This window comes from Pectobacterium sp. HCp5_1 (genome assembly GCF_032905925.1).
Taxonomy (GTDB): Bacteria; Pseudomonadota; Gammaproteobacteria; order Enterobacterales; family Enterobacteriaceae; genus Pectobacterium; species Pectobacterium brasiliense_A.
Window position 1 is genome coordinate 1 of the sequence record NZ_JAUMIO010000060.1, and the last position, 8067, is coordinate 8067.

Annotated in this window: 9 protein-coding genes and 2 pseudogenes; 7 read left to right on the forward strand and 4 right to left on the reverse strand. The window is 46.6% G+C overall.

Translation table 11 applies throughout. The annotated features are described in order from the left end of the window. The first annotated feature begins 107 nt into the window (after positions 1-107). From Q3A88_RS21235 to Q3A88_RS21260, 6 genes are all read left to right on the forward strand, one after another. Positions 108-584 (forward strand): SDR family oxidoreductase, encoded by a 477-nt coding sequence (locus tag Q3A88_RS21235; protein WP_317178603.1) that lies wholly within the window; start codon positions 108-110, stop codon positions 582-584. A gap of 154 nt (positions 585-738) precedes the next feature. Beyond that, positions 739-1554, forward strand: a complete 816-nt coding sequence (locus Q3A88_RS21240) for a TauD/TfdA family dioxygenase (RefSeq protein ID WP_110163230.1) — start codon at positions 739-741, stop codon at positions 1552-1554. Between the two features lie 14 nt (positions 1555-1568). Beyond that, positions 1569-2618 (forward strand): sulfotransferase family protein, encoded by a 1050-nt coding sequence (locus Q3A88_RS21245; RefSeq protein ID WP_317178604.1) that lies wholly within the window; start codon positions 1569-1571, stop codon positions 2616-2618. After that, the gene (locus tag Q3A88_RS21250; protein ID WP_317178605.1) at positions 2602-3849 is read left to right on the forward strand and encodes an aminotransferase class III-fold pyridoxal phosphate-dependent enzyme; all 1248 of its coding nucleotides are present in this window, start codon (positions 2602-2604) and stop codon (positions 3847-3849) included. Before Q3A88_RS21245 ends, Q3A88_RS21250 begins: the two co-directional genes overlap by 17 nt. Before the next feature lie 75 nt (positions 3850-3924). Beyond that, a complete protein-coding gene (locus Q3A88_RS21255) occupies positions 3925-4578 on the forward strand; it encodes a 2OG-Fe(II) oxygenase (protein ID WP_317178606.1) in 654 nt (217 codons plus the stop codon). Next, positions 4575-5117: an AAA family ATPase gene (locus tag Q3A88_RS21260; RefSeq protein ID WP_110163226.1), complete on the forward strand. Its 543-nt coding sequence runs from the start codon at positions 4575-4577 to the stop codon at positions 5115-5117. The genes Q3A88_RS21255 and Q3A88_RS21260 overlap by 4 nt, the downstream gene beginning before the upstream one ends. 48 nt (positions 5118-5165) lie before the next feature. On the opposite strand, the gene Q3A88_RS21265 is transcribed toward Q3A88_RS21260, so the two are convergent. Further along, the gene (locus tag Q3A88_RS21265) at positions 5166-5414 is read right to left on the reverse strand and encodes a GlsB/YeaQ/YmgE family stress response membrane protein (RefSeq protein ID WP_005972245.1); all 249 of its coding nucleotides are present in this window, start codon (positions 5412-5414) and stop codon (positions 5166-5168) included. Between the two features lie 212 nt (positions 5415-5626). Continuing rightward, a pseudogene (locus Q3A88_RS21270) lies at positions 5627-5851 on the reverse strand (helix-turn-helix domain-containing protein); the annotation flags it as partial. Between the two features lie 269 nt (positions 5852-6120). Between Q3A88_RS21270 and Q3A88_RS21275 the strand changes: the two are divergent. Further along, the gene (locus tag Q3A88_RS21275; RefSeq protein WP_317178607.1) at positions 6121-6855 is read left to right on the forward strand and encodes a hypothetical protein; all 735 of its coding nucleotides are present in this window, start codon (positions 6121-6123) and stop codon (positions 6853-6855) included. 884 nt (positions 6856-7739) lie between these two features. Here the strand turns inward: Q3A88_RS21275 and tssD are convergent. Further along, a pseudogene (gene tssD, locus Q3A88_RS21280) lies at positions 7740-7946 on the reverse strand (type VI secretion system tube protein TssD); the annotation flags it as partial. 28 nt (positions 7947-7974) lie between these two features. Continuing rightward, positions 7975-8067 (reverse strand): IS1 family transposase (locus Q3A88_RS21285; RefSeq protein ID WP_317177888.1); only part of this gene is annotated, 93 nt, incomplete at its 5' end.

An 8067-nucleotide genomic window follows, 5' to 3' on the forward strand; every position in this document is an offset into this window, starting at 1 on the left:
TATTTCATTGATATAATTAAAGATAGTCATTGTCTTTCACTGAGTGTTAGTGGAGATAAAGCTCAGATCAATAAAATCGAAATAAGTTCTCTATTTCAATAAGTAAAGTGAGATCCCACCCTGATGCGATTGCTGACTGGGATCGCGTCATGAACCTGAATATCCGCAGCCTGTTTTTATTAACGCAGAAAATCGGCAAATGCAGCATGATTCCCCGCCGCTATGGAAAAATTATCAACGTAGCATCGCTTGCGGGCTTGCAGGGCAATCTGCCCGGCTGGCTGGAAGGCATCGCTTACAGTACCAGCAAGGGTGCCGTAGTGAACTTTACCCGGGCATTGGCGGGCGAATGGGGAGAATTTAATATCACCGTCAATGCGCTCGCCCCCGGTTTCTTTCCTTCCGCCATGACACAGAATTTGTTGAATCGCCTTGGCGTCGATGCCCTGGCGCAAAAATCCCCGCTGCAACGTATTGGGGACGATGAAGACTTAAAAGGCGCAGCGATCCTATTTGCCTCCGATGCCAGTAAATATATTACAGGTCAAATACTTTCCATTGACGGAGGCATGAGCGCCATATAAATACCGCCCACATCATTATTAGCTATTTAATCATTCCAAATTAACGAGGCTCATGGAGGAGGCGCGTAATCTAGCCAATAGGCATGCAACTTGAAGTATGACGGATATAAATTCATGTACGTTTTCAGTCGAGCTAATTACAGGAGTAATAGCGATGAAAAGTTGCTTTGATGGATGGTCACCACAAGTCATTGATAGTGAAGATAAGGCGGCGGTCATTGCGCATATCGAAAAATATCGGTTTGCCATCGTTACCAGTGAATGGAAATACGAGGATTCTGACTTCCAAAATATGTCGACGCTTTATTCTCTGGGTGATATTTATCAGTCTGCCTTTAACCGTCAGGAGCACAAAGAGGGGGTATCCACATCCGGAGTGAATCAGATTGGCGGGCTCTCACACGGCACCCATAAGGTTTTCAATAGTACCTCACACCTTTCTCTTCATACCGATGGTTCGTATATCCCGATTGGGAGCATAAAAACGTCGATTCTGCTTTGCAAGCAGCATGCGACCCAGGGCGGCGGAACCGTTCTGTTCGATAGTGTTTCTGCCTTTCAGCGACTTCAGGCCGAACACCCTGATTTAGCGAATATTCTGCTTGAAGAACAGATTTTCAGACGCCGCTCAACCGGGACACAGTCCGGAAAACAGTACGCCCATATTGGTCCGGTTTTTCGTCCCGATCGTGACGGCGGGTTTATTGGCGGGTTTACGCTGGATGTGACCGCCGACTGGGACTATTCACGCAGTATCAATCCGCGCGTTGTCGAGGCCGTCGAGTATATGTCACAACTGGCCGCGGAAGGCAGCCGCTATCATCTGACATTCCCTCTTTATCGTGGTCAGGCCTTGATCATGCGTAACGATAAAATCTCTCACGGACGCCATGCCTATACGGACGATCCCGCCAGCCCAAGAACGCTGCTGAGAGGCATGTTCACCCGCGCACCAAGCCTGAACGCATAATCTAAGGAGAGATCATGACCGATCGTTCAATGACGGAATCCGCGTTAGCGGCACGTTGGGATGGCTGGCTGACGTGCCCGCAAGCGCACCTTCACGCCCGAATGCGAGATGAATTAACCGGGACACCGATAAGCGAGGAAACGCTGGCGGCAATGCTGGCCTTCGTTCATGAATACCGGCTCAACGGCGTCAACTGGAGCGCTCAGGGCATACGCGGAGACGAAGTTCAGGAGCAACTACAAGGCCTCCAGCACGATGCACCACCATATTTTGCGCTGTTCTGCGAAAAAATCGCTCTGGCTGAAAAATACAAATGGGTCGGCGGCAGCGTGGATGCGGACATTTTGGCTGCACAAACCCGCTATCAGAAGTTTGCCATCGTCTCCACGCCCAGAGCAGGCACCCACCTGCTCCGCACGCTGTTAGGCTCCCACCCGAATATTGAAATGCACGGTGAAGCCTTCAACCGCTTTGGTCAACATTTGCTGCCCTATTCCGTTAAAGACACCGCTATTGAGACGATCCTGCATCGCCACCTGTTCAAACCCTATTTTGAATACGTCGAGGCGGTTGGTTTCGTGCTGTTTCGGGATCTTGATACTACCTGGGGTGATGCCCCCATCTGGCCCGCCTTGCAGGCGATCCCTGACCTGAAACTGATCCTGTTAGAGAGAAGAAGCCGGCTACAGCAATTTGTGTCGTTGAAGAAAAGCCTGCGCGATCGCATTTGGTACGTCGGCAAGCAGGATAGCCGCCCGATTTCGCACGAAAAAATAGCGGTGTCTGCCGATGAATTAACAACATTCATCGATAGCAATCTGGAAAATCAGGCTGCGTTTTATCAGGCTTTTCAGCACCATGACATCCTCACCCTTGACTACGAAGAGGTCATGTCAGCGCCCGATATTGTTGCCAGCACGGCGCTGTCCTTTCTGGGGATTTCCGATTTCAGGCTCTGCGCCGGCACAGGGAAAAAAGAGACCCGAACGATTGATTCGATCGTGAGTAACGTTGACGATCTCAGGACCACGCTGACAGGGACACAATATGAATCCTATCTCTAACTCATACTGGCCGCCTTACACCGCTCTCGCGGAGCAAGATGAACGCCCGCTGATTCACCGTGGCGAAGGGGTTTATCTTTATGATGATGAGCGCGGCCAACGCTACTTTGACGGCATGTCCGGCTGCTATAACCACTGTCTGGGGCACTCTCACCCTGAATTCATTGCCGCCCTGCAACAGCAATTATCCACGCTGATTCATGCCTGCAATATCTATTCAAACACCCAACTCCCCGGCGAACTGGCCGAGAAACTTGCCGCGAAGCTCATCGGTACGGGCCTGAGCAAAACATTCATCGTCGGGAGCGGCAGCGAAGGCGTTGAAAGCGCACTAAAAATGGCCTGGCAATATCAGGTCAACCGCTCACGTCCGGCGCGAACGAAAATCGTGGCAATTAACGGTGCGTACCACGGCTGTACGCTCGGCGCGATGATGGCAACAAGACGCCCTTTTATCAACGAGGGCATTTTGCCGTCCCTGCTCGACAGCAATACGATCACGATGCCCCCGCCTGAGCACCTCAGCGATATCAGTGCCTGGGAAACGCTGCTGGCAGAACAGGAATCGACTATCGCCGCCGTTATTATTGAACCGATTATGGCAATGGAAGGCACCCGACTGCTGCCTGAGGGCTTCCTGCAACAGCTCTCGCTGCTGGCAAAGAAGTTCGATATTCCAATGATTTGCGACGAGGTCTACTGCGGTGTTGGCCGCGCGGGGACGTTCTGTGAATCAGTCTCACAAGGCGCACAGCCTGACATTGTCATTTTCAGCAAGTGTCTCGGCGGTGGCGTTCCCATTACCGCCGTGCTTGCCACTGAGGCCATTACCGACAGCTTTAGAGGGCAAACGCCGCCGTTTTTCCGCCACGGCCACACGCAATCCGGCAACCTGCTGGGCTGTCGCGCCGCGCTGTTTGTCATGGATTATCTGGATGCACATCACCTCTACGATGCGGTCACGGCAAAAGGCAGGACGATCCTCCAGCTCGCCAAACAACATCTTCCGCCAACCGAGGGGCTGATCAGCGTGCAAGGCAAAGGGCTGATGCTATCAATGACATTTTCGTCCCTCGAACAGTGTGGCCGTGCGCAGGCGGCGATACGGCAGCATGGCGTCATCGTTGGTGCAGCAGGCCCGTACTTAAAACTGGCCCCGGCCTTCACGATTTCAGCCAATGAAACAGAGGAACTGATTCAACGCATAACTACGGCACTGGGAAGCCTCTGATGGGCGTTAACCGCCACTATCCGTCAGGTGTGATTAACCCCCCATCAGATGTCATTAACAACAGGGAGTGAAAAGATGTCCGACTACTTTGATCTTGAACGCATCATCCACGGCAAGAGACATGAAACCCCTTTCCAGTGGGGAGAATTAACCCAGATATGGCGTAACAGCAGCATCGCCTCAACGCTTGCTCATGAGTTCCCGACGGACGGGTTTAACTATCGTGAACGTAACGGCGGTTACTTCTATCGCCGCACCCTCATTCCTTTAGCCACCGGCAAAGTCAGCGACACCACGATGCTGTCCGACGCCTGGCAGGGAATGTGCGACGAGCTGGTTTCTGACAACTTTACTGCCGCCCTGTCTGCCTTCTGCGGCACGGACCTTTCCAAATTCAAAATGGAAGCGGTGGCCTTTCGCGGCGGCCGGGACACGCACTACCTTCCCCATGTCGATGCGTCGCTGACACGTGGTTTCCGCCTGATTATCTATTTCAACGGAGAATGGGAAGAAAGCTGGGGCGGCGCCTTTCAGATTCTCAACCCTGAGAATCATGCTGACGTTTGCCATTCCGTTCTTCCGATCATGGGCAACGCCAGCGTCATCATCCGCAACGGGTTTTATGAAACCTGGCATGCGGTTGTGCCGCTAACTGGCGTCTCCGTCAAAACACGCAATGCATTGAATATCACCTATTACGAACCCGGCACGACGAGTACAGCGCAGTGAAGAAGCTTATTTTCCTCTACGGGCCACCGGCGGTGGGAAAACTCACGATCGGTCGCCTGCTAGCGGAGAAAACGGGGGCAACGCTATTTCATAACCATCTGACGTATGACTTAGCGATGGCGGTGCTCCCGCCTGACAGTGCATTTAGCACGCTCAGGCGCTTCGCCTGTGAGCTAAGGCTCTATGCCATTTCGCTGCTTTTCGCAGAGGATGAGCGCGATCTGATCACGACCTTCTGCTATGAAGGAGCCAAAGACGACGGGTACATTAAGGCGATAAAGGCACGGTGCGCAGAACATGGCGTTACGCCATTTTTCGTCCAGCTCCGTAGCGACGAAGCGCACCTGTTAAATCGGGTGGAAAACGCGGATCGACACCAGTTCGGTAAGGTAAATACGCAGGATAAGCTCAAAGCAATTCTGAGGAGTTGTGACTACGCCAACACGATCGATGCAGCCCATCATCGTTCACTGCACACCTCTGTGCTGGCACCTCATGAGGCGGCAGAACAGCTCATCGACTGGTTTTCATCATATTGATGCAATAAAAAAGCCCGTTACCCCTGCACAGGGGCAACGGATATCACACTAGTCTCGAATCTTGCGGTACACCCACAGCACGACAATCGCGCCGACAATCGCCACTACAAAGCTGCCGAAGTTAAAGCCATCGACTCGGCCGAACCCAAAGAAAACGCTGATATAGCCGCCCACAACCGCACCGACAATCCCGAGCAACACCGTCAGGATAAAGCCGCCGCCGTCTTTACCGGGCATAATCCACTTAGCCAGAATCCCCGCAATCAAGCCAAAAATAATCCAGGACAAAATACCCATACCTACTCCTCGCGTTTTCGTTTTCACCACACCCGCTCTTTTGCCACACACTAGCAGATCGGGCAGTGAAGCAAGTATAGGTGAGGAATGGGGAAGTTGTGGGTGGGGTGTTTCATGATGCAGCGCATCACTCACTGAGGAAAACGCTGAAGCAGAAGCGGCAAAATATGCAGGATACCCGCGACTGGCTAGCGTGGTGCTAGTCTGGGCTTGATGCTCTTGAGTCCTTCAACACCCTGTAAAGTAAACCAATTTGTCCATCTTCCAACGTATGAGCGTGCGGCACAGAGCAGTCTGGTGACGTCGGAGACTGTCATTCCCCGATGTAGCATCAGTATGGCGATGAGTCGTCTGGAATGGTATTTATCGCGAGTCTGTTGGGCTTCTTTATGCATTAGTCGTCGTTCTTCATCAGAGATTGCTGCTATGATCGGCATCGCTCAGTCCGGTTGGTAATTTTTTTGATTTGGCGATTGATCAGATCGCACAACTCGGACTGAATTCACTTCAAGTGATCTATTATTTGACGAAGCTATTTAGAATGAATGCAAGGTAATAATTACCGAGCAAATTATTTCTTCTATTATGTTTGATTATTTACTATTTATATTCTTTTAAAAGCATAAGGTGTATGCTATGTTTCTAGAGCTAAAAATAAGTAACTTATCAATAAGTGAAATTATTTTCACATGGAGAATAATTAATAATGGAATATATAGAATCATCTAATCGAGTGCTCTCCAGATATTATGATGCTTTTATCAAAAGAACTAGCGGCATCATTCAGGAAACAGCAGAAGACATTGGCACAGGTGCAGCAAGAATGTCAGTGTGGATATCTCCATATTCAATCGCACATTTGAATCCTAACTACGCACAAGTAATGACTGAATACAGATCTTTGATAATTAATGAAGATAAAAGGATGCTATACTGTTTGTCTTCCCTGGTCAGGAAACCCTCTATTATTTATGACATGGTGAAAACAATTGTAGATTATTTGTTTTCCAAAATGCCTGAGAAAGAGCAAAAAGAGTTATCGGAAAAATTTAAAGATATAGGTTATAAGTTTTCTAATGCTATAACAGATCAAGTAGTTAAACAAGCAACAAAAATTGCTTTAATTGAGGCATTATCACAACTAATTGCATCAAGAATATTTAATGACCCAGAAGTAAAGCGTATAGCTAAAATACTATCTCAAGGGGTTATTACAGCATTTCAAATATATGGTTATGTAGAAAAGGCATCTCGTGCCGCCCGAAAATTAAGACGCGATGATAAAGTCATATATAACATGCTTTATTCCCAAGGTACAGAGATGTTATATTTCATTATAGCAAAAAAAATCAATCCCCTTATCGTGGTAACTAGTTCGAACGACCATACTAATGCTGACGATTTTATCAATGTACTGGCTGATATTTTTTATGATTGGTAATCATTATGTTAAAAAACGTAAAGTCTGTTTTTTTTGATATTCTAGCCATTATTTTAACTGGTATCTTCTCAATTGTTATCATTTACTTATGTGGATATATGCCAGAGAGTATTGTTTTGCCATTTGCTGGCATTGGATTCATATTGTCATTTTGGTTAAGCCACCATTTAGTGGACAAACTGAGGTAATTATAATTTTAGTCATTTACTATCGATAGGTTTTTATTCCCAGCATCTGCATTATGCTTTATATATTTATTTTGGTTTATTGAGTATTTATCAGATAAATTATAGCCATCAATAAAATCAGTAAAGAAGAATGGAATATAATCATGAAAGAACGCATTCTTCATTAAATAACATGACTCCGGCAGAACTCATCCAGACTATCCAGAAAGACAAAGATATCTAATTAGCCAGAGAAAAAGTTAGCCATCGGATCAGTCAATTATCAAAAAATACTGAAATGTTATACTTCATCGTAGCGAAAAAAATAGATCCTTTGATTTTTGTAACAAAATTAAACGATCACACTAACGCTGATGAACTTATAAATGCACTTGCTGATATTTTCTACGATTGGTGATGTCATGTTAAAATCAATAAGATCTGTTTTTTTAGACATTGCTGCTATTTTTCTGACAATAATATTTTCAACCCTATCAATTTATATATGTGGTAAAGTTTTTCCTGAAGATATTTCATTTCCATCATCCGTATTTGGTATTATATTTTCATTCTGGCTTAGCAATCGATTAATAAAAAACCTTAGGTGATTAAATAATACGCAAGATAAAAGTGTTTTTTAATTCATGTGTTTCTTAGTAGGTAAAATAAGGCACAGCCACTAATAAAGTGATTATCTGTGCCTGTATTTTAATTAAATCACGAAATACTATCATTCCAGATACTATAGCCAGATGTTCCTGCTACTTTATGCTCCCATGATATAGAGTTATATTTTAATAAAACTTTTTCATATGGCATCATTTCATTGTTATTTATTGAGTGTGGGTAATTACAGGAAATGTCAACAATACGCGCATCTGTTAATTTAATTTCGTAAAAAAGCTCCAGTTGACCAGCAGAATTTGGTCACGTATTCAATATGTAGATCAGGTCATTGCAGATAATGTTCACGTTCGATGAATGTGCCGATTATCTTGTCATGCATTTCCACTGATTTTGAGTACCCGATAGTTTTACGATTCAG

Excerpts from the sequence above, each read along its gene's own strand:
- Q3A88_RS21250 (WP_317178605.1), top strand. The coding sequence starts at position 2,602 with ATGAATCCTATCTCTAACTCATACTGGCCGCCTTACACCGCTCTCGCG.
- Q3A88_RS21245 (WP_317178604.1), top strand. The coding sequence starts at position 1,569 with ATGACCGATCGTTCAATGACGGAATCCGCGTTAGCGGCACGTTGGGAT.
- Q3A88_RS21255 (WP_317178606.1), top strand. The coding sequence starts at position 3,925 with ATGTCCGACTACTTTGATCTTGAACGCATCATCCACGGCAAGAGACAT.
- Q3A88_RS21240 (WP_110163230.1), top strand. The coding sequence starts at position 739 with ATGAAAAGTTGCTTTGATGGATGGTCACCACAAGTCATTGATAGTGAA.
- Q3A88_RS21275 (WP_317178607.1), top strand. The coding sequence starts at position 6,121 with ATGGAATATATAGAATCATCTAATCGAGTGCTCTCCAGATATTATGAT.
- Q3A88_RS21265 (WP_005972245.1), bottom strand. The coding sequence starts at position 5,414 with ATGGGTATTTTGTCCTGGATTATTTTTGGCTTGATTGCGGGGATTCTG.